We start from the raw sequence: 20,451 nt of genomic DNA on the forward strand, positions 1-20,451 counted from the left end.
TGGCCTTCCTAGATCTGTTCCTTGAGCTCCGCCACCGAGGACAGGACCTGGTTGGGACGGAACGGGAAGGACGCGATTTCCTCGCGCTGGGTAATGCCGCTGAGGACCAGCACGGTGTGCAGGCCGGCTTCCATGCCCGCCACGATGTCGGTGTCCATGCGGTCGCCGATCATGGCCGTGGTTTCGGAGTGGGCATCGATCCGGTTCATCGCGGAACGGAACATCATCGGGTTGGGCTTGCCCACGATGTAGGGCTCCCGGCCGGTGGCTTTGGTGATCATCGCGGCAATGGCGCCGGTGGCGGGCATCGGCCCGTCCTGGGACGGGCCCGTGGCATCCGGGTTGGTTGCGATGAAACGGGCGCCGGCTAGGATCAGGCGCACAGCGGTGGTGATTGCCTCAAAGGAGTAGGTGCGCGTTTCGCCGAGCACCACGAAGTCGGGGTTCTGGTCGGTGAGGATGAAGCCGGCCTCGTGCAGCGCCGTCGTCAGTCCCGCCTCGCCGATTGTGTACGCGCGGTTGCCGGAACCGGAACCTTCCACCTGGTCCTTCAGGAACTGGGCGGTGGCCAGGGCCGAGGTCCAGATGTTCTCCTCCGGGACCTCCAGGCCGGAAGAGCTGAGGCGGGCGGCGAGGTCCCGCGGCGTGAAGATCGAATTGTTGGTCAGCACGAGGAAGCGCTTGGACGTGTCCACCCAGCGCTGGATCAGTTCGGAAGCGCCCGGAATGGCCTGGTTCTCATGGACCAGGACACCGTCCATGTCCGTGAGCCAGCATTCGATCTCACGGTCGTGCCGGTAGTTGGTGGACTTCTTCGGTTCCTCGCTTGCGTTCGCCATGCTTTTCCTCCGGGTCATTGGCAGATTCCTGCCCCAAGTCTTTCATTCCGCGGGAGGGTAGAGGTACCCATGACGGAGGGTGAAACATACCGGCTGACTCCTCTAGGCTGGTGCCTGTCGTGCGGGGGACACGCGCCGGTCCGCGGTCCTGCCTCCAAGCCCTGATCCGCAAGGATCGCCCCGAAAGGATCGTCCGATGACCACCAATAACGGTGACGGCACCCACGGAGCTCCCCAGTGGCCGGGGCAGCAGCCGCTCCAGGGCCCTCCGCCCCAGTACCAGCCCGGCCAGTATCAGCCCGGCCAGTACCCCGTTCAACCGGGCCAGTACCAGCCGGGCCAGTATGCCCAGCCGCAGGCGCCGTACCCTGTTCAACCGGGCCAGTACCAGCCAACCCAGTACCAGCCCGGCCAATATCAGCCGAACCAGTCCGCCCACCCCGACGACCTGGTCGAGGAGACCGTGCACCGCTACCCGGAACCGGTGGCCCAGCCGGCGCCCGTACCGCCGCCCGCGCAGCCTTCCAGCGGCAAGACCCTGGCCATCGTGATCGGCTCGGTTGCGGCACTGGTGGCGATCGCCCTGGTGGTGGTCTTCGTATGGATCGTGCCGTCCTTCACCAAGGCGCCCGCCACTCCCGGCCCCGCCGCGGGCGGAACATCCGCGGCTCCGGCGGATCCGCCGTCGGGAGCTGCTCCGTCCTCCAGCATCCCCGCGGACGCCATTCCGCTGCCGCCCGGCTGGGAGCAGTTGCAGGGCCCCGCCAACGTCCCGGCCGACGGCGACCCCGCCTTCGCGAAGTTCGTCACCGGGGAATCGTCTTTCCAGAGGCTGAAGGACTGGAGCTACGACGGCACCTTCGGCATCTCCAAGGACCCGGCCACCGGCAAGGAACTGCAGCAGGTGGCGCAGGGAACCGAGGAGAAGGACGCTGACGGTATTTCCCTGGCGTTCTCCTTCTTCGCCGAGAGTGAGGAAGGCAAGTACGGCAAGGATCCGGCGAAGGTGAAGGCCGCCATCCGGGCCACGCAGGCCAAGCTCGCCGCCATCCCGGCCGCGGAACTGCCCAAGCACCTGGTGGGCCACAAGTGCGCCTCCGACTTCAATGCCTCCAAGCCTGCCATCCGTGAATTCCGCCGGGGGATCGCTGTGGTTCTGCCGTTTACCTGCAAGACGGCGGCCGGGAACGACATCCAGGCCGTGAACCTGTTCTCAGTGACGCCATGGGGCACGCCGCAGATGATGGGCGTCAGCGGTCACCAGAGCTATTGGGACGCCCACCCCGGCGTCTTCGCCAAGCTGGCCAACAGCTACCGTGTCAACAAGTGGAAGCTGGGCTGACGCTAGGCTTGGGTGGTGAGCGAAGAACTGCCTGAGACGCCCGTTGCGGAGGTCGGAGTCGGCCCGTGGGAGGGCCCTTGGCCGGAGGGCGACCACTGGGATCCGGACCTGCTGGCCGACGGCGACCGCCGGAATGTCGTGGACAAATACCGGTACTGGAAGCACGAGGCGATCGTCGCGGACCTGGATTCACGCCGGCACGACTTCCATATCGCCATCGAAAACTGGCAGCACGACCTCAACATCGGCACCGTGGTGCGCACCGCGAATGCCTTCCTCGCCAAGGAGGTCCATATCATCGGCCGACGCCGGTGGAACCGCCGGGGCGCCATGGTCACCGACCGCTACCAGCACGTCCGCCACCACCCCACCGTTGAGGACTTTGTCGCCTGGGCGCAGGGGGAGGGGCTGGCGATCATCGGCATCGACATCTTCCCGGACTCGGTGCAACTGGAAAACTACGACCTTCCGCGGAACTGCGTGCTGGTGTTCGGCCAGGAGGGCCCCGGCCTGACTCCCGAGGTGCACGATGCCGCCGTCGCCACCTTGTCGATCGAGCAGTACGGCTCCACGCGGTCCATCAACGCTGCCTCGGCCGCGGCCATTGCCATGCACGCGTGGATCCGGCGGCACAACTTCGGCCAGCGCGTCACGGGCTGAGCGCTTCGGCACCGGGGCGGCGCCCGGGAGACGCCGGGACGGCGCCGGGGGCGTCCGAAAAAAGACCGACGGAACCCTAGGCCTGAAAGTTACCCGCCAGTAGCATGTGGCGTGGGCCGCGCTCATCGGAGAGCACGGCATTGACTGGAGGTTCAATGAAGCGCCGTCCTGCCCGTACCTTGTCAGCACTTGTCTTGGCCTTGGCCGTCACCGCGGGTGGTGTTGCAGCCGGCGCCGCCCCTTCCGCGCATGCCGCTCCCTTGCTTGAGTCCGCGGATTTCTACAGCCCTCCGTCCCTTCTTCCGCCGTCCAACGGCGACCTCATCCGAAGCGAACCCTCGGTTTTCTACGTTGACCCGCTGAAGGTCGTTAAGGCGAAAGCTTCGGCAACCCGGATCATGTACCGCTCGCTGAACAGTGCCGGAGTCCCCGTCGCGGTGACCGGAACTGTCCTGGTCCCGGACGCACCGTGGCTTGGTTCCGGGTTGCGCCCTTTGGTGAGCTACGCGGTAGGGACCCAGGGCCAGGGTGACCAGTGCGCGCCGTCCCGGGCGCTCGCCGCCGGTGAGGAGTATGAGGGGGTCTTCATTGCAGGGCTCCTGGCCCGCGGCTATTCGGTGGCGGTGACGGACTACGAAGGGCTCGGAACGGCCGGCCGCCACAGCTACATGGCGCGGGCGTCCCAGGGTCATGCCGTGCTGGATGCCGCCCGCGCCGCCCAGCGCCTGGGCGATCCCCGGATTTCGCCCAACGCCCCCGTGGCGCTGGCAGGCTACTCCCAGGGTGGCGGAGCCTCAGCGTCGGCCGCGGAACTCGCCCACAGTCATGCGCCGGAACTCAAGCTGAAGGGCGCCTATGCCGGAGCGGTTCCGGCCGACCTGCCCGCTGTCGGGCGGAACCTCGACGGCAGGCTCTACACCGCTTTCCTGCTGTACGCAGTGTCCGGGATGAGCGTCGCAGGAGGGATCGATGTCGGCCCTTACCTCAACGCAGCCGGACGTGCGAAGATCGCCGCGACGGACCAGGAATGCACCCTCCAGTCGATCGCCTCGAGCGGATTCCTGGATACGAGCCGTCTGACGGTGTCCGGGCAGAAGATGAGTTCGCTGCTGGATGTTCCGGCGGTGAAGGCCGTGGTGGCTGAGCAAAAGATCGGCAATGGCCGTGCTCCGAAGGTCCCGGTGCTGCTCTCGCACAGTTTGCTGGACGATGTCATTCCCTATGATCAGGGCCGGCAGTTGACCAAACGCTGGTGTGCAGCAGGTGCCCCGGTGTATTTCGATACGACGGCGGGCGCCACCCATGTGGGCGGGTACGCCGCGGCCATACCGCAGGCCTTCATCTTCCTTGAGCGCCGCTTCGCCGGTGCGCCGGCTGCCGGAAACTGCTGGCTCTACCGCTAGCAGGCCCTTGTGTTACCGACGGGTGACCCGAAACACGCCGCCGGAACGGATCTGGCTAGGATGGTGCCTAGCCGTAAGCGGTCTGTTTCAGGGTCATCACGCCCATAGACGAAAACACAGCATAGGAGTCACCATGCCCATTGCAACCCCAGAGATCTACTCGGAAATGATCGACCGCGCGAAGGCCGGCGGCTACGCTTTCCCGGCGGTGAACGTGACGTCGTCGCAGACCCTGAACGCTGCGATCCGCGGTTTCGCCGAGGCCGAGTCGGACGGCATCATCCAGGTCTCCACCGGTGGCGCTGCGTACTGGTCGGGCGCTTCGGTGAAGGACATGGTTGCCGGTTCGCTGGGTTTCGCCGCGTTCGCCCGTGAGGTCGCCAAGAACTACAACGTGAACATCGCCCTGCACACGGACCACTGCCCGAAGGACAAGCTGGACGGTTTCGTGCTGCCGCTGCTTGCCGCTTCCGAGGCCGAGGTGAAGGCCGGCCGCAACCCGCTGTTCAACTCGCACATGTGGGACGGCTCGCACGAGACCCTCACCGAGAACCTGCGCATTGCCCGCGAACTGCTGGAACGCACGGCTGCCGCCAAGATGATCCTCGAGGTCGAAATCGGCACGGTCGGCGGTGAAGAGGACGGTGTGGAGAACGAGATCAACGAGAAGCTCTACACCACCACCGAGGACGCCCTGGCCACCATCGAGGCCCTGGGCGCCGGCGAAAACGGCCGCTACATCACGGCCCTGACCTTCGGCAACGTGCACGGCGTGTACAAGCCGGGCGGCGTGAAGCTGCGTCCGGAGCTGCTGAAGCAGATCCAGTCCGAGGTTGGCGCCAAGATCGGCAAGGACAACCCGTTCGACCTCGTCTTCCATGGCGGTTCTGGCTCCACGGACCAGGAGATCGCTGACGCTGTGTCCTACGGCGTCATCAAGATGAACGTGGACACGGACACCCAGTACGCCTTCACCCGTCCGGTGGCCGGCCACATGTTCGCCAACTACGACGGCGTGCTGAAGATCGACGGCGAGATCGGCAACAAGAAGACCTACGACCCCCGCGTCTGGGGCGCTGCTGCCGAAGCCGGCATGGCCGCCCGCATCGTCGAATCCGCCCGCCAGCTCGGCTCGGCAGGCAAGACCTTCTAAGTCATGTCCGACGAATTCCGCAAGAACCTGCTGGGTCCCGAAGCCACGCTCCTTCCGGCTGAGACCGAGGTGTACCAGCACCTCGCCCTCGGCCAGGAAGCCCTGGACCTCGTGGCCAAGCACCCCACCTCCTCGCTGCTCTGGGCCATCCTTGCCGAGGAAGCCTGGGCGGAGGGCCGCACCATCGATTCCTACGCCTACGCCCGCGTCGGCTACCACCGCGGCCTGGATTCGCTCCGGCGCAACGGCTGGCGCGGCGTCGGTCCCATCCCGTGGGAGCATGAGCCGAACCGCGGATTCCTGCGCGCCCTGTACGCGCTGGGCCGGGCCTCGGCGGCCATCGGCGAAGCCGATGAACCGGAGCGGATCGAGAAGTTCCTGAACGACTCCGATCCCGCCGCGAAGGCGGCCATCGAGGCGTAAAGCCAGTACGACGGCGGCGCCCCTCACTGAACGGTGAGGGGCGCCGCCGCGTTTTAACGCCGTCGTCGTTCCTGCTGTGCGGGTGCTGTTCAGTTTTGTCGATTTCATTGACAGCTTTTGTTCAGCTTGCTTGGGTATTTGTCACAGCCGCAATGGGGGACGTGGCCGGCTGACGCATCCAACGCACGTGAAAGAGGTACAGAACCGTGAAAAGAACCTTCAGGACCCTGGCCGCATCGGGCGCCCTGGCGCTGGCCGTCGTGGCCGGGGCGGCGCCAGTGGCAACAGCCGTCGGAGAGGGCCCGGGCTACGGCGACAACGGCCAGATCACCACCTCCAAGCTGGCCACCTATGACGAACTGGTGTCCTTCCTGAAGGACCAGGACGCGCGCCAGGACGCCATGGAACTGGAAGTGATCGGCCAGACCGTCAAGGGCCGCGACATCCACCTGGTCAAGTACCTCACTGATCCGGCCAAGCCCACCATCCTGTACCTGACCCAGCAGCACGGCAACGAGCAGCTCACCACCGAGGGCGCCATGGCGTTCATCAAGCAGCTGGGTACCGCCAATTCCTCGGGCATCCTGGACGGCGTGAACATCCTGATCGTTCCGATGCTGAACGCGGACGGCGCCATGGGCGATGTGAACTTCCCGCTGGACGATTACATCGCCAAGGGAGACCGCCACCTCACCCGCTACAACGCCGAGGGTGTGGACCTGAACCGGGACCACGTGGACAAGATCCAGCCGGAAACCCAGGCGCTGCACAACAACGTGATGCGCAAGTACCGGATCGATTACATGATCGACCTCCACCATCAGGGCACCCGCAGCGAACGCGACGGCGAACTGGTGTCCGGCTCCATCCTGTACCCCACCACGCCCAACGCGGATCCGGCCGTGGTGGAGAAGTCCAAGCAGCTCGGCTCGGTGGTATTCAACAGCGTCGATTCCACCGGTTGGGGCCACCTGGGCAAGTACCAGGGCGGCAGCGCGGAAACCATCAGCCGCAACGGCATCGCCGTGGAATACGGAATCGCCACCCTGCTCTTCGAAATGCGCGGCATGTCCGACCACTACCTGGACGGCTACGCGCTCGGCCAGCGCAGCAACGGCTACCTGATCAAGCAGACGGTCACCACGCTGACCTCGACGGCCGCGGCCATTGCGGACGGTTCCATCGCCGACGCCGACACCACTTTCTGGGACACCCTCGCCACCCAGAACAGCCGCGACGGTGGGGAGGAAGACGAGTAGGACACCCTCGCGAACGTACAGTTGGGGCCCTTAAACCGCCGGTTTAAGGGCCCCAACTGTACGTTCGCGCTTCAAGAGGGCGGAAAACCTTACTCGAGTCCCATTGCCTGGCGGACTTCGACCACTACCCGGTGCATCGCTTCTTCGGCCTTGCCGGTATCGCCGCGGGATACCGCGGCGGCAACGTCTTCGTGCGCCTTGAGGGCCGCCTGCTCCGGGCGGAACGGCATGAGGCCCTGTTTCGTGCGGCTGGTGAGGACCTCGGCCACCATTTCGTCGATCGCCGCGAACATCTCATTGCCACTGGCGTGCAGCAGCAGCCGGTGGAAGGCGATGTCCACGGCAAGGAAGGCTTCCAGGTCCCCGGCCTCGCCGAGCCGGCGCAGCTCCGCGGCCAGGGCGCCAAGTTCCCCGCGCTGGGCGTGCGTGGCGCGGCGGGCTGCTGCCGCTGCGGCGATGGGCTCGACGGCGATGCGCAGCTCCGTGAGGGAGGCGTACTGGGCTTCGCGGCGTTCGGAGAGCAGCCGCCAATGCACCAGCTTGGGGTCGAAGACGTTCCAGTGCCGCGGATCCTGCACCACGATTCCCACGCGCCGCCGCGAATAGACGAGGTTCATGGACTCAAGGACGCGCATGGTGTCCCGGGCGATGGTGCGGGAGACGTTGAACTCCTGCTGGAGGTCATCGAGCGTGAGGCGGGTGCCGGGGGCCAGCTTGCCGGAGGCGATCGACTCTCCCAGTGTGTCCAGCATGCGTTGGTGGAGGCCGCCGCCTTCTGCTGTCGCCGTCGACATGTCCTGCCTTTCACGTGCCGGGTTCACACCCCAGCTTAAGGTCTCCGGCGCAAAAGTATGACCAAAAGCACAAAAAGTACTACCAATCACTTTTCAATGGTGCTATCTTTTTCAGGAACGCGGCGCATCAGCGCCGAACCCGAGCTTCTTCGGAAGCCAACGACGTCTTCCTGCGGAGGTAGGGCAATGGAGTCATCTGCAATCCACGTGGTCGTCATGGGCGTTGCCGGCGCAGGCAAGTCCACGATTGCCGAAGCGCTGTCGTCGTCCCTTGGCTGGGACATGGCCGAAGCGGACCGTTTCCACCCGTCGGCCAACATCACCAAGATGGCCGGTGGAGTCCCCCTCACGGACGAAGACCGCTGGCCTTGGCTGCGCAGCATCCGCGACTGGATGACGTCCGAGGCGCAGGCAGGCAAGAGCACCGTGCTGACTTGCTCCGCGCTCAAGCGCAGCTACCGCGAGCTGCTCGCGGAGGCGCAAGGCCGCGTGGTCTTCGTCCACCTCGACGGCACTCCGGAACTCCTCGCCGAACGCATGGGCGGCAGGGAAGGGCACTTCATGCCGCCCAGCCTCCTGCCCAGCCAGCTGGCAACCCTGGAACCGCTCAGCGCCGAAGAATATGCCTCCGGAAGCCTGCGTCTGGACATCTCCCGGGAGCCGTCCGCCCTGGTGCGCGCCGTCGTCGACGGGCTCATGCTGCAGGCCGCCTAGGCACTTCCCCCAACACCCACCCTGTTTCAAAGGAGAACCATGACCATCGAAGGATGGACCCAAACGCTTGGCGCGGGCCCGCTGCTGCTCATCGCAGCCGCCGCCATCGCCGTCCTGCTCGTCCTGATCATCCGTTTCCGGATGCACGCGCTGCTTGCCCTGATCACTGTCAGCCTTGCCACGGCGTTCGCCACGGGAATCCCCGCGGACAAGGTGGTTCCGGTGCTCGTCAACGGCTTCGGCACCACGCTGGGCACGGTGGCCCTGCTGGTGGGCCTGGGCGCCATGCTCGGCCGGATCGTGGAAACCTCGGGCGGCGCCAAGGTGCTGGCCGACTACCTCATCAGCGTCTTCGGCGAGAAGCGGGCGCCGTTCGCCCTGGGCCTCGCCTCGCTGATCTTCGGCTTCCCGATCTTCTTCGACGCCGGCCTGGTGGTCATGCTTCCCGTGGTCTTCGCCGTGGCACACCGCCTCGGCGGCGGCCTGCTCCGCTACGGCCTCCCGGCCGCGGGCGCCTTCTCCGTGATGCACATCTTCGTCCCGCCGCACCCGGGCCCGGTATCCGCTTCCGCGCTGCTCGGCGCAAACGTCGGCCTGGTGGTCATTGTCGGCCTCGTCGCAGCCATCCCCACCTGGTACGTCACGGCCTACCTTTACGGCCTGTGGACCGGCCGCAAGCTGGTCCTCCCGGTTCCCGCCATCCTCGGCGAAGCGGACGAAGAAGCCGAAAAGCACCCGCCGCGCTTCAGCACCGTCATGGGCGTGCTGCTCCTTCCGCTCGTGCTGATCTTCCTCAACACCGGCCTGAACACGCTGGCTTCCTCCGGCGTGCTGGACAAGGCCGTTACCGCGGAGCCGTGGTTCCAGATCCTCCGCACCATCGGTGAGACCCCGGTGGCCCTGCTGATCTCCGTCTTCGTTGCCGCCCTGGTCCTCGGCATGCGCCGCGGCATCCACGGCTCCGTGCTCGAAAAGCTCCTCGAGTCCTCCCTCGGCCCGGTCTGCTCGGTTATCCTCATCACCGGTGCCGGCGGCATGTTCGGTGGCGTGCTGCGCACCTCCGGCATCGGCAAGGCCCTGGCCGACGTGCTGGGCGGAATCGGCATCCCGCTGATCGTTGCAGGCTTCCTGATTTCCGCGATCCTGCGCATCGCCCAGGGTTCCGCCACGGTCGCGCTGACGACGGCGGCCGGCCTGATCGCTCCGGCCGTCGCCGACGCGGGACTCAACGGCATGCAGCTGGCAGCCCTCGTGATCGCCGTCGCCGCCGGTTCCGTGGTGGTGTCCCACGTGAACGACTCCGGCTTCTGGCTGGTGGGCCGCTTCTTCGGCATGGACGTCAAGACCACCCTGAAGACCTGGACCGTCATGGAAACCCTGATCGGCGTGGCAGGCTTCGCGGTCGCAGCCCTGGTGTTCGCCATCGCGGGCGCCGCAGGCTAGCGGTACCCGCACCCCCCGAACGCGACAGCGCGGCCGGCACCTCTGGAAGGTGCCGGCCGCGCTTTGCTTTGGGTCCGGCGTCGGGCATGATTCCGGCATGGAGAAACGCGAGTCGTCCGCTGCCGCCATCGCCGCCTTCGAGGAATTGGGCGCTGACCTGCTGGACGCCGGCGTGGTGGCCGGGCAGATGTTCGGCGCCCGTTCGCTGCTGCTGGAGAAGAAGGCGATCGCCTGCCTGAACGGGGACCTGGTCGCTTTCAAGCTGGGCCGTGATACTCCGGAACACGCGCGGGCGCTCGCGTTGCCCGGCGCCGTGCTCTTCGATCCTTCAGGGATGGGCCGGCCGTTCAAGGACTGGGTGGAAGTCCCGCTCGCGGCTTCGGCCGAGTGGCCTGCCCTGGCGGACGCCGCCCTCGCGAACGCCCGCCGGTAAGCGGACCGCGGACGACGGCGGCCGCCCGGCTCCTAGCGGGCGCTCACCGGGGCGGGCGCCTGCTCGGTTTCGGGGTAGATGGTCTCCAGCGGCGCCCGGTTGGTGGCCTTTGCCCACGGGTAGTAGACCGCCATGGTCACCACGATGCCCACGATCCAGGAAATGTCCGCGCCGCCCAGCCAGTGGGTGACCGGGCCGGTGTAGAGGGCCTGGGCCAGGAAGGGGATCTGGACCACGACGCCGATGCCGTAGGAAACCAGCGCGGCAACGTTCCAGCGGCCGTAGCGTCCGTCCGGGTTGTAGAGCGCCGGGATGTCCAGGCGGTCACGGGAGATCTTGTAGTAGTCCACCAGGTTGATGACAGACCACGGCGTGAACACCATGAGCAGCATCAGCACGAAGTTCTTGAACAGGTTCAGGAAGTCCTTGCTCGCGAACAATGCGATCAGCACGCTCACCGTGATCACCGCGATGATGAACACGATCCGGGTTGCCTTGGATACGGAGTCGCGGCGGTTGAGGGCCGTGCCGATCGTGACCGCGCACATGAAGGAGCCGTAGGCGTTGAGGCAGTTGACGGTCAGCTTGCCGGAGACGATCACCAGATAGATGAAGATGGCGATCAGCCCGGCACCTGCCAGTTCGCCCATGTAGCCCACCTGGTTCTTCAGGAAGTTGCCGCCCAGCCCTGCGGCGGAGAGTGCACCGGCGATCGCGCCGATGGTCATGGCCCACTGGGCACCGCCCACGGATCCGGCGAAGGTGTACCAGAAGGTCCGGCGCTCGCTGGTTTCCTGCGGCAGGTAGCGGGAGTAGTCCGCCACGTACGGCCCGAAGGTCATCTGCCAGCCGGCGCTCAGTGCGATGGCGGTCAGGAAGGTGGGCCACTCGAAGCCCTTGAGGAACATCACCTGGCCGACGTCGTACTTGCTCAGCACCGCGAAGGTCAGGTACAGGAAGCCGGCCAGGCCAAGGATTGTGGCGATCCGGCCCAGGGCGTGGATGTACTTGTAGCCGAGAATGGCCAGCAGTGCGGTCGCCCCGCCGAAGATCAGGATGCCGACGGCGGGAACGTTGACGCCGAGGATCAGGTTGATGGCCTGGCCTGAGAGCACGGTGCCGGTGGAGGCGAAGCCCACGTACATCAGGATGACGAGGACCAGCGGAATGATGGCACCGTACACGCCGAACTGGGCGCGGCTGGAAATCATCTGGGGCAGGCCCAGCTTCGGTCCCTGGGCGGAATGCAGGGCCATGACCACACCGCCCAGGACGTTGCCGATCAGCAGGCCGACAATGGCCCAGAAGGCGTCGGCGCCGAACACGACGGCGAGGGCGCCGTCCACGATGGCGGTGATCTGCGCGTTGGCGCCAAACCACAGGGTGAATTGGGATTTCGGGTGGCCGTGGCGCTCGCCGGCCGGGATCATGTCGATCGACCGGGCTTCGACGGCGCTGCTTGGTGCTGCTGCCATGGGTAACTCCTAATGCTGAACGGGCATGTTCCATGTCACAGGAATGCCCGCCGCGGAACAATGGGTCCAAGGCCGGACCTGTCGCGGATCCCAGACACTTTTCGCGTGTCGCTGGCCGGTTCCGGGAAGCGGGCGTGTGCGTCCCGCGGCACCGCAGGGCCGCCGTCGCGCCCTGTTACGGAAGCATGACGCCGTGCCTTAAGGCCGGATCCGCTAAACTTGGCTGGTAAGAGCCCCGGAACTCTTGCCATCCTGCCCGTGAATGTCTGTTGAAGACCGTGGGCGGGGCCAGTCTTCGGGGCGTTCTCATGTACGGCGCCAAGCGAGGTGTTCCCGCCCGCTTGCCCGAAAGAATGGGGGAGGATCCCATGCCCGCTATCGTGATCGTCGGAGCCCAGTGGGGCGACGAAGGCAAAGGCAAAGCGACCGACCTGCTCGGTGGCCGCGTTGACTACGTGGTCAAGCCCAACGGCGGCAACAACGCCGGGCACACCGTCGTCGTCGGCGGCGAGAAGTACGAGCTCAAGCTCCTTCCGGCCGGCATCCTGAGCCCCAACGCCATTCCGATCATCGGCAACGGCTGCGTGGTGAACCTCGAAGCCCTGTTCCAGGAAATCGACGGCCTCGAAGCCCGCGGCGCCGATACCTCCCGCCTGCGCGTTTCCGCCAACGCCCACCTCGTGGCCCCGTACCACCAGGTACTGGACAAGGTCACCGAACGCTTCCTCGGCAAGCGCGCCATCGGCACCACCGGCCGCGGCATCGGCCCCGCCTATATGGACAAGGTGGCCCGCCTCGGCATCCGCGTGCAGGACGTCTTCGACGAATCGATCCTCCGCCAGAAGGTGGAAGGCTCGCTGCGCCAGAAGAATGAACTCCTGGTCAAGGTCTACAACCGCCGCGACGTTGTGGTGGACGAGATCGTGGAATACTTCCTCTCCTTCGCGGAGCGCCTGCGGCCCCTGGTCATCGACTCCACGCTGGTGCTGAACAACGCCCTGGACGAGGGCAAGGTGGTGCTCATGGAGGGCGGCCAAGCCACCTTCCTGGACGTGGACCACGGCACCTACCCGTTCGTGACGTCCTCCAACCCGACGGCCGGCGGCGCCTCCGTGGGCTCGGGCATCGGCCCCACCCGGATCTCCCGCTCCATCGGCATCATCAAGGCCTACACCACCCGCGTCGGCGCCGGTCCGTTCCCCACGGAACTCTTCGACGAGATGGGTGTGTACCTGCAGAAGACCGGCGGCGAGTTCGGTGTGAACACCGGCCGTCCGCGCCGCTGCGGCTGGTACGACGCCGTCCTGGCCCGCCACGCTTCCCGCGTGAACGGCTTCACCGACTACTTCGTCACCAAGCTGGATGTCCTCACGGGCATCGAGCAGATCCCGGTGTGCGTGGCCTACGACGTTGACGGCGTGCGCCACGACGAAATGCCCATGACGCAGACCGAGTTCCACCACGCTGTGCCGATCTTCGAATACTTCGACGGCTGGACCGAGGACATCACCGGCGCCAAGACGCTGGAAGACCTCCCCGAGAATGCCCGCAACTACGTGCTGGCGCTCGAGAAACTCTCCGGCACCCGCTTCTCCGCGATCGGCGTGGGCCCGGACCGCGACCAGACGATCGTGCTGCACGATTTGATTGAAGACTAGGCTGATCGAGGACTAAGCCTTCGAAAGAGTACGACGGCGGCGGGCTGCCCCGGGTTCCAAAGGAACCTTGCGGGCGGCCCGCCGTTGTTTTTGCGGGGCATTGCGGCCCTCCGGAGCACCTTCCAAACAGCCGGGAAAAAAATTTCAGAAAGTGCGTAACCCTCCGTGTATCTCCGTCGATTACCTCAGTGAACGGGCCGAGCTGGAATTTGTCCCCCATCATGTTCCAGCTCGGCCCTTCGCTTTACCCGCAAGAGAAACCTGGGCCCGGGTGGGTGTCTTGGGCTGTTTACGCGGGGCGGTTAAGCTGGAGGGGAGCGCCCGCAGCTTTTCCGTCCGGGGAAGCTGCGTACAACTGCCGAAAACCCTGCACCCACTGAAAGCACCTGAACTGTGACCGACGCCCTGACTGATGAAGCGTTGCAGGCCCTTCAGGGCAACGACGCCGAGCTGTTCAGTGCCGTGTACCAGGCCTTTGCGGGCCAGGTGTTGGGTTACCTGAGCGCCAAGGGGGTGAATGATCCCGAAGCCGTCACCCAGGATGTCTTCCTGGCGGTGTTGCCGCGGATCAACACCATCACCGGCGGCCTCAAGGGACTACGCACGTTTATTTTCTCCGTTGCCCACGCCCGGATGGTGGATGATCACCGCAAGCAGGGCAGGGCACCGGAACACCAGGAATTCGAAGCCGAGCGGGACACCAGGGAAGTCCTCTCGGCCGAAGCCGAGGTGATGGACCGGGTTGCCCCCGGCGAGGTTTTGGCACTACTCGCTTTTCTTGGAGAGGAACAGCGGGAAGTCCTGTCGTTACGGATCGTGGCCGGCCTGACGGTGGACCAAGTTGCCGAAATCATGGGGAAAAGCCAAGGTGCAGTAAAGCAGTTGCAACGGAGGGCCCTGAATGCCCTCCGTGAACACTCGGCAGTAAAGGAATATGTGGCGCCATGACGCGTTCCAATATGGATCGTGACGATATCGTCTCCGAGCTCATGCTCGACGCCGGGCTCGCCGGCGATGCGCCCCTCAAGGCCGCCCTGGACTCCATCAGCAGCCTTTCTACTTTGCCTGTACCGGCTCCTCGCGGTGAGCTCGCCGCGCTGCTCGGCGTACCTGCCGCCGCGTCGGAAAACCCTGCGTCGGAAAACCCTGCGTCTGAAACTCCCGACGGCGACGCCGGGGACGAGCTCGCAAAGCGCCGCCGCCTGAAGCGCCGCACCGCCGTCGTTGCCGGAGCCGTGGTGACCGCCATGGGACTGGGGATCGGCGGCGTGGCTGCCGGCGGCTTCAAGGAGCAGACGCCGGAATTCGTTGAGCGCCTGGTGGCGGGCTGGGGTCCGGAATGGAACCCGGCGCCGCCGTCGCTGGTTCCGGCCGCTCCCGTCCCTGACGCTCCGCGCGTGACCACCATACCTGCGCCCGTCACCCGCCCGGCTCCGGAAACCGCCCCCGTGGCACCGCCCAAACCGGCTGCCCCGAAGAATGCCGACGCGCCCGTCGCTGCGCCGAAGGCACCCGCCTTTGCCGAGAAGAAGGCGCAGAAGCCGCCCAAGGCGAAGCCCAAGGAAGCCCTGGATCCGCGCAACGAACGCCGCCTCGCCGAGGCTGCCCGCTCAGCGCGAAAGCTGTCCTCCGGCCCGTCCAAGCTGAGCTTCCGCGAGGCCCTCAGGATTGTCCTGAACAAGGAGGGCCTGCTGGGCGGAAACACGGTGGAGGACATCCTGCGCTGGCTTGTCCGGCTCGGCATCCGGGTCTGAGGCGTAGGCTGGGGGCATGACGCATGTCAATGACCCCGCCGTAATCGAACGCCTCATGCGCACCAAGGGCCGTTGGGCAATCGTCGGGCTGAGCAACAACGAATGGCGCTCGGCCTACGATGTTGCGCTCTACGTCCGCGACCGCATGGGCATGGAGATCATTCCGGTGAACCTCAAGGGCGAAGACGTCCACGGCGAAACCGGGTACAAGACCCTGGGCGAGATTCCGGCGGACAAGCACCCCCTCGACGTCGTGGATTGCTTCGTCAATTCCAGCCATGTGGGCGCGGTGATCGACCAGGCGATCGACGCCGGCGCCAAAGCCGTCTGGCTCCAGCTCGGGGTCAATGACGAGGCCGCCGTGGAACGCGCGAAGGCCGCCGGCCTGGATGTCGTGGTCAACACCTGCCCGGCCCGCGAAGGCTGGCATTACGGTCTGTAGGCCCGGTTAGGCTCGGAACATGGACGCTGCCACCCTTCGACGTATCTGCCTGGAATTCCCGGGTGCCTTTGAGGACTTCCCGTTCGGCCCGGAAGCTTCCGTGTTCAAAGTCCGCTCCACGGTGTCCGGCGGGGCACAGGCCGCCAAGATGTTCGCGCTCTCCGTCCTGGACGCCGAGAAACTGTCCGTCAACCTCAAATGCGAACCCGCCCTTGCCGTCCAGCTGCGCGCGGCCCATCCGGAAATCACCGGCGCATGGCATATGAACAAGACCCACTGGAACACCGTGGGCCTGGATGGTGCCCTTCCTGACGACATGATCCGGGACCTGGTGGAAGACTCCTATGACCTCGTGGTGGCAGGGATGAGCAGGAAACAGCAGGAGCAGCTGGGGTGGGCACGCCTCGCCGGGAAGTGAGCTGACGCGGCGCGTACGCCGTCGGCTAGATTGAGAGTGCGCAACACCATTCGATGCATTCGACGCAATCGGGAGCGGCCAGATGCTGGAGCAAAAGACACTCGACGAGTTGTGGACCTTTGACGATCCGGCGCTGTCCGAATCCCGTTTCCGGGAAGCGATGCAGGATCCGCGCTTCGACGATTACGAACGCTTGGAACTGGCCACCCAGCTTGGCCGTGCCATCGGAATGCAGGGGCGCTACGAGGAAGCCGATTCCCTCCTGGATTCCATTGATACCGAAGAAGAGCCCACCGTGGCGGTCCGGGTGCTGCTGGAGCGAGGCCGCCTGCTGAGCTCCTCGGGCCATCCGGCCATGGCTGTCCCGCTGTTGGAGCAGGCCGCGGAACTCGGCGACCACCTCGGCGAAGCGTTCCTTACGGTGGATGCGCTGCATATGCTCGCGATCGCGGACTCCGGGCACCAGGAATCCTGGACACGCAGCGCGCTTGAGTACGCGTCCGCCGTCGACGATCCGCGCACCAAGCGCTGGATGGTTTCGCTGCACAACAACCTGGGATGGGCGCTGCACGACGACGGCCGCCGCACCGAAGCGCTGGTGGAGTTCCAGCTCGCTGAGCAATGGGCGGAACGCGTGGGAACTCCGCAGCAACAACTCTTGGCACGCGAGGCGATCGCAGAGTGTGAAAGGGCGCTGAGCGGGCGGGCCTGAGCTGGGATTTCTCTCGCCAAAGGTCCTTCCAGCGCTTCCTCCCGGAGCCCTGGAAGGGTGCTTCCGCTACATCACATTTTGACTAAAGTTGATTGAAACTGCCTCGAAATATTGATTTTCGATCACCGGTGGTGAATTATGTCACACGAGGGTGGCGCTGCTTCGGGCGCCTTCCAGCCGACCGGAACACAGGCACGGGCGCCGTCCGGATCGGCCCTACGAGTCTTTGGAGGGTTTTAGGATGAACGTTCAGCAGTCCTTCGCACGCCGCGGTTTCCTCCGTGGTGCGCTTGCCACCGCCGTGCTGGCACCGATGGGCGGAGCCCTGGCTTCCTGCGCGTCCGGCGGCACTGCTCCCGCCGGCCCCACCGGGCAGGTGTCGGAGAACAATCCGTTCGGTGTGCCGGACAAGTCCACCCTTGACGCGGTGATCTTCAAGGGCGGCTACGGCATCGACTACGTGGAGTTCGCCGGCAAGCTCTACGAGAAGAACCTGCCCGGGTCGACGGCCAAGATCAGCCCCTCCACGGCCATCTCCGCCGAACTCCAGCCGCGCTTTGCCGGCGGCAACCCGCCGGACCTCGTGGACAACTCCGGTGCGCAGTCCATCGGCATCAGCACCATCCTGGCCCAGCTGGAAGACCTGCAGCCCGTGGTGGATGCCAAGAACCTCGAAGGCGTGCCGATCAAGGACACCCTCTACGAAGGCGTCCTTGCCCCGGGTACCTTCGACGGCAAGCTGGTAGCCATCAACTACGTGCTCACCCTCTTCGGTGTCTGGTACTCCTCCTCGCTCTTCGAAGCCAACGGCTGGGCTCCGCCGAAGACCTGGGACGAAGCCTTCGAACTCGGCGAAAAGGCCAAGGCCAAGGGCAAGTACCTGTTCCTGTGGGGCAAGGAAGCCGCCAGCTACTACCTGGAGCTTGCGCTGTCCTCGGCCATCAAGGAAGGCGGCGACGAAGTCCGCGTGGCCTTGGAAAACCTCAAGGAAGACAGCTGGAAGCACCCGGCCCTCACCAAGGTCTTCGAAGCCCTGGACAAGCACGTCAAGGCCGGGCACTTCAAGCCGGGCGGCTCCGGCACGGCCTTCACCGCAGCGCAGGCCCAGTGGTCCAACAACCAGGACGCCCTGCTCTACCCGTCCGGCTCCTGGATCGAAAACGAAATGAAGGACCAGACCAAGGCCGACTTCAAGATGATGGGCGCACCGGTGCCCACCGTCACCACCAGCCCCAAGATGCCGTACGAGGCCCTGCACTCCGGCGGCGGCGAGCCGTTCATCGTTCCGTCCCAGGCCAAGAACAAGGCCGCTGGCAAGGAACTGCTGCGCGTCATGCTCTCCAAGGAAGCTGCTGCGAACTTCGCCAAGACCAAGCTGGCCCCCACGGTCGTCAAGGACACTGTTCCCGCGGACGGCTTCGGTTCCACCGCCCTGGTTTCCCAGACCAAGATGCTCGAAGCTGCCGGCAAGAACGTCTTCAACTGGCAGTTCCTGGACCTCTACGGCATGAACAAGGATGTGCTGGTTGTCTGGAACGCCTTCCTGGACGGCAAGTCGAACGCCGCCAAGCTGGCCGAGGACATGCAGAAGATGTCGGACAAGATCCGCAACGATGCCTCCATCAAGAAGGTTGAAATTAAGTGACCTTGCCCCCAGCAACCGTTTCCACGCGCGGTGGTGGCCTGTCCACCGCCGCGCGCGGGCGGCGCAAGCCGTCCTTGGACCGGATCTCCTTCATGGCGGTGTTCCTCGGAATCCCGCTGGCGATCTACCTCCTGTTTGTCATCTGGCCGTTCCTGCAGGCGTTCTTCTACTCCCTGACGGACTGGTCCGGCTTCAGCCCCAGTTTCAACTTCGTGGGCCTGGACAACTACGCCCGCATCTTCACGGATGACCTCTTCCTGAAGGCACTGGGCAACAACATCATCCTGTTGATCGTCGTTCCCCTCGTCACCGTGGTCCTGAGCCTCATCCTGGCCACGCTCGTGACGGTCGGCGGCAGCAGCAAGGGCCAGATCAAGGGCCTGAAGAACTCCAGCTTCTACCGCGTGGTCTCCTTCTTCCCGTACACCATTCCCGCCGTCGCCATCGGCATCATGTGGGGGCAGATCTACGATCCCTCCGGCGGCCTGCTCAACGGCATCCTCAACGGCCTTGGCCTGAACTTCAAGGACTACGCCTGGCTGGGCAACGCCTCCACGGCCATGTGGTGCTCCATTTTCGTGATCATCTGGGGCTTCGTGGGCTTCTACATGGTCCTCTTCATCGCCGGCATCAAGGGCATCCCCTCGGAGATCTTCGAAGCTGCCCGCATCGACGGCGCCGGCCGCCTGCGTACCGCGCTCAGCATCACCATCCCGATGATCCGCGACAACATCCAGACGGCCTACGTCTACCTGGGCATCTTCGCCCTGGACGCCTTCGTCTACATGGCTTCCCTGTTCCCCAACGCAGGCGGCCCCGAAAACACCACGCTGGTCATGTCCCAGCAGCTCTTCTTCACCGCCTTCCAGCGCGGCCAGTTCGGCATGGCGACCGCCATGGGCGTGGTCCTCGCGGTGGCAACCCTGATCTTCTCCGGCCTCGTGTTCCTGGTGAACAAGCTGACCGGCGGTTCCGATGGAGGCCGGCTGTGACCCTTCTCAAGCAACAACGGGTATCCGCCCCCGCCGGCCACGTGGAGCGCGAAGCGAAGACCACCGCCGGGGACAAGGCAGTAGCCGCCACCTCGCACGTGGTCCTGGCCATCTGGTCCGCGATCGTGGTCCTGCCGCTGCTGTGGACCTTCATGTCCTCCTTCAAGACCTCCAACGAGATCTTCGCCTCCCCGTTTGCCCTCCCGGGCAGCTGGAAGCTGGACAACTACATCAAGGCCTGGTCCGAGGCCGGCATCGGTGCGGCGTTCATGAACTCGGTGATCGTCGTGTGTGTATCGCTCGTGCTCGTGATGCTCCTCGGCTCCATGTGCGCCTACGTCCTGGCCCGCTTCACCTTTCCCGGCAGCAAGCTCATCTACGTGCTGATGCTCGCAGGCCTCACCTTCCCGGTATTCCTGGCCATGGTTCCGTTGTTCGGTGTCCTCAAGGGCATGGGCCTGCTGAACCAGCTGCCCGGCGTGATCATCACCTATGTGGCGTTCGCGCTGCCCTTCACCGTGTTCTTCCTGTTCTCCTTCTTCAAGAACCTTCCCGGCGAAATCGCCGAGGCCGCGGCGATCGACGGCGCCGGCGAATGGCGCACCTTCTTCCAGATCATGCTGCCCATGGCCAAGCCCGGCCTGGCCTCCGTAGCGATCTTCAACTTCCTGGGCCTGTGGAACCAGTTCCTCATCCCGGTCACCATCAATGCCGGCGGCCCGAAGGTCCTGTCCCAGGAACTCGCGGCTTTCGCCAGCCAGATGGGTTACGCAGTGGACTTCGGCGCTCTGTTCGCCGCTGTCACCGTCACGGTCATCCCGGTGCTGATTGCGTACATCCTGTTCCAGCGCCAGCTGCAGGGTTCGGTGTCGCAGGGCACCTCCCGCTAGGC

General features: G+C 65.3%; 21 protein-coding genes. 18 read left to right on the top strand and 3 right to left on the bottom strand.

Going from position 1 to position 20,451, the window contains the following annotated elements:
- Positions 1–8: 8 nt before the first annotated feature.
- Positions 9–839, bottom strand: a complete 831-nt coding sequence (locus BIU82_RS07960; RefSeq protein ID WP_070348926.1) for an HAD-IIA family hydrolase — start codon at positions 837–839, stop codon at positions 9–11.
- A gap of 196 nt (positions 840–1,035) precedes the next feature.
- Between BIU82_RS07960 and BIU82_RS07965 the strand changes: the two genes are divergently transcribed.
- The 6 genes from BIU82_RS07965 (at position 1,036) to BIU82_RS07990 (ending at position 7,079) form a co-directional block, all read left to right on the top strand.
- A complete protein-coding gene (locus BIU82_RS07965; protein WP_070348927.1) occupies positions 1,036–2,181 on the top strand; it encodes a hypothetical protein in 1,146 nt (381 codons plus the stop codon).
- Positions 2,182–2,196: 15 nt separating this feature from the next.
- Positions 2,197–2,841 (top strand): TrmH family RNA methyltransferase, encoded by a 645-nt coding sequence (locus BIU82_RS07970; RefSeq protein ID WP_253182718.1) that lies wholly within the window; start codon positions 2,197–2,199, stop codon positions 2,839–2,841.
- 155 nt (positions 2,842–2,996) lie between these two features.
- Positions 2,997–4,244: a lipase family protein gene (locus tag BIU82_RS07975; RefSeq protein ID WP_070348929.1), complete on the top strand. Its 1,248-nt coding sequence runs from the start codon at positions 2,997–2,999 to the stop codon at positions 4,242–4,244.
- A gap of 133 nt (positions 4,245–4,377) precedes the next feature.
- Positions 4,378–5,397, top strand: coding sequence for a class II fructose-bisphosphate aldolase (gene fbaA, locus BIU82_RS07980; RefSeq protein WP_070348930.1), 1,020 nt, complete (start codon positions 4,378–4,380; stop codon positions 5,395–5,397).
- 3 nt (positions 5,398–5,400) lie between these two features.
- A complete protein-coding gene (locus BIU82_RS07985) occupies positions 5,401–5,820 on the top strand; it encodes a DUF3151 domain-containing protein (protein WP_070348931.1) in 420 nt (139 codons plus the stop codon).
- A gap of 206 nt (positions 5,821–6,026) precedes the next feature.
- Positions 6,027–7,079: a M14 family zinc carboxypeptidase gene (locus BIU82_RS07990; RefSeq protein WP_070348932.1), complete on the top strand. Its 1,053-nt coding sequence runs from the start codon at positions 6,027–6,029 to the stop codon at positions 7,077–7,079.
- A gap of 89 nt (positions 7,080–7,168) precedes the next feature.
- On the opposite strand, the gene BIU82_RS07995 is transcribed toward BIU82_RS07990, so the two are convergent.
- Positions 7,169–7,873: an FCD domain-containing protein gene (locus tag BIU82_RS07995; protein ID WP_070348933.1), complete on the bottom strand. Its 705-nt coding sequence runs from the start codon at positions 7,871–7,873 to the stop codon at positions 7,169–7,171.
- Positions 7,874–8,059: 186 nt separating this feature from the next.
- Between BIU82_RS07995 and BIU82_RS08000 the strand changes: the two genes are divergently transcribed.
- The 3 genes from BIU82_RS08000 (at position 8,060) to BIU82_RS08010 (ending at position 10,463) form a co-directional block, all read left to right on the top strand.
- Positions 8,060–8,587, top strand: coding sequence for a gluconokinase (locus tag BIU82_RS08000; RefSeq protein WP_070348934.1), 528 nt, complete (start codon positions 8,060–8,062; stop codon positions 8,585–8,587).
- 39 nt (positions 8,588–8,626) lie between these two features.
- On the top strand, positions 8,627–10,030 hold the full coding sequence (locus BIU82_RS08005; protein ID WP_070348935.1) for a GntP family permease: 1,404 nt from the start codon (positions 8,627–8,629) through the stop codon (positions 10,028–10,030).
- A gap of 97 nt (positions 10,031–10,127) precedes the next feature.
- Positions 10,128–10,463: a hypothetical protein gene (locus tag BIU82_RS08010; protein ID WP_070348936.1), complete on the top strand. Its 336-nt coding sequence runs from the start codon at positions 10,128–10,130 to the stop codon at positions 10,461–10,463.
- Between the two features lie 32 nt (positions 10,464–10,495).
- On the opposite strand, the gene BIU82_RS08015 is transcribed toward BIU82_RS08010, so the two are convergent.
- Complete coding sequence (locus BIU82_RS08015; RefSeq protein ID WP_070348937.1) at positions 10,496–11,938, bottom strand: cytosine permease; 1,443 nt, start codon at positions 11,936–11,938, stop codon at positions 10,496–10,498.
- 368 nt (positions 11,939–12,306) lie between these two features.
- Here BIU82_RS08015 and BIU82_RS08020 point away from each other — a divergent pair, with 368 nt between their 5' ends.
- From BIU82_RS08020 to BIU82_RS08060, 9 genes are all read left to right on the top strand, one after another.
- Complete coding sequence (locus BIU82_RS08020) at positions 12,307–13,596, top strand: adenylosuccinate synthase (RefSeq protein ID WP_070348938.1); 1,290 nt, start codon at positions 12,307–12,309, stop codon at positions 13,594–13,596.
- A 393-nt stretch (positions 13,597–13,989) separates the two neighbouring features.
- Positions 13,990–14,544, top strand: coding sequence for a sigma-70 family RNA polymerase sigma factor (locus BIU82_RS08025; RefSeq protein WP_070348939.1), 555 nt, complete (start codon positions 13,990–13,992; stop codon positions 14,542–14,544).
- Positions 14,541–15,350 carry a hypothetical protein gene (locus BIU82_RS08030; RefSeq protein ID WP_070348940.1) on the top strand — a complete coding sequence of 270 codons (810 nt, stop codon included), beginning with the start codon at positions 14,541–14,543 and terminating at the stop codon, positions 15,348–15,350. Before BIU82_RS08025 ends, BIU82_RS08030 begins: the two co-directional genes overlap by 4 nt.
- 16 nt (positions 15,351–15,366) lie before the next feature.
- Entirely contained in the window at positions 15,367–15,792 is a 426-nt protein-coding gene (locus tag BIU82_RS08035) for a CoA-binding protein (RefSeq protein ID WP_070348941.1), read from the top strand.
- Positions 15,793–15,811: 19 nt separating this feature from the next.
- Entirely contained in the window at positions 15,812–16,210 is a 399-nt protein-coding gene (locus tag BIU82_RS08040) for an MmcQ/YjbR family DNA-binding protein (RefSeq protein WP_070348942.1), read from the top strand.
- 82 nt (positions 16,211–16,292) lie between these two features.
- Positions 16,293–16,922, top strand: a complete 630-nt coding sequence (locus BIU82_RS08045; RefSeq protein ID WP_070348943.1) for a hypothetical protein — start codon at positions 16,293–16,295, stop codon at positions 16,920–16,922.
- Positions 16,923–17,163: 241 nt separating this feature from the next.
- A complete protein-coding gene (gene ngcE, locus BIU82_RS08050; protein WP_070348944.1) occupies positions 17,164–18,567 on the top strand; it encodes an N-acetylglucosamine/diacetylchitobiose ABC transporter substrate-binding protein in 1,404 nt (467 codons plus the stop codon).
- A 92-nt stretch (positions 18,568–18,659) separates the two neighbouring features.
- Positions 18,660–19,559: a sugar ABC transporter permease gene (locus tag BIU82_RS08055; protein WP_083292263.1), complete on the top strand. Its 900-nt coding sequence runs from the start codon at positions 18,660–18,662 to the stop codon at positions 19,557–19,559.
- Between the two features lie 41 nt (positions 19,560–19,600).
- Positions 19,601–20,449, top strand: a complete 849-nt coding sequence (locus tag BIU82_RS08060) for a carbohydrate ABC transporter permease (RefSeq protein WP_253182729.1) — start codon at positions 19,601–19,603, stop codon at positions 20,447–20,449.
- The last annotated feature ends 2 nt before the right edge of the window (positions 20,450–20,451 follow it).

The organism is Arthrobacter sp. SW1, assembly GCF_001766675.1.
In the GTDB taxonomy this organism is placed as follows: Bacteria; Actinomycetota; Actinomycetes; order Actinomycetales; family Micrococcaceae; genus Arthrobacter.